Origin of the sequence: Streptococcus mitis, assembly GCF_946190065.1 — a bacterium.
Classification (GTDB): domain Bacteria; phylum Bacillota; class Bacilli; order Lactobacillales; family Streptococcaceae; genus Streptococcus; species Streptococcus mitis_DE.
Window position 1 is genome coordinate 1 of sequence record NZ_CAMHZD010000065.1, and the last position, 351, is coordinate 351.

Annotated in this window: 1 protein-coding gene; it reads right to left on the reverse strand. The window is 39.3% G+C overall.

What is annotated here, in order from left to right:
• Nucleotides 1-351: YPDG domain-containing protein (locus OCF96_RS09920; protein ID WP_261447062.1), on the reverse strand; the 351-nt coding region annotated here is incomplete at both ends.

A 351-nucleotide genomic window follows, 5' to 3' on the forward strand; every position in this document is an offset into this window, starting at 1 on the left:
TGGTTGATCGCTTTCGAAGGTTGTTCCTGATGGAATTTTCTTACCGTTCTCTTCTGTTAATGGTATTTCTACTTTAGATCCTGGTTTCCCTGTTTCATCTTCGTATTTCGGTGTGTACTCATCTTTATCTCGATTAGTTACCGTTACATTTACAGGTACTTCGTCTTTCGATCCATCTGGGTATGTTACTGTAACCTTACCTGTAATCTTATCTCCTGGTTTTGCCCCTTCTGGGATTGTTACTGTGACTTTTCCATCGTTATCTACAGTAATTACTCCTGGTTGATCGCTTTCGAAGGTTGTTCCTGATGGAATTTTCTTACCGTTCTCTTCTGTTAATGGTATTTCTAC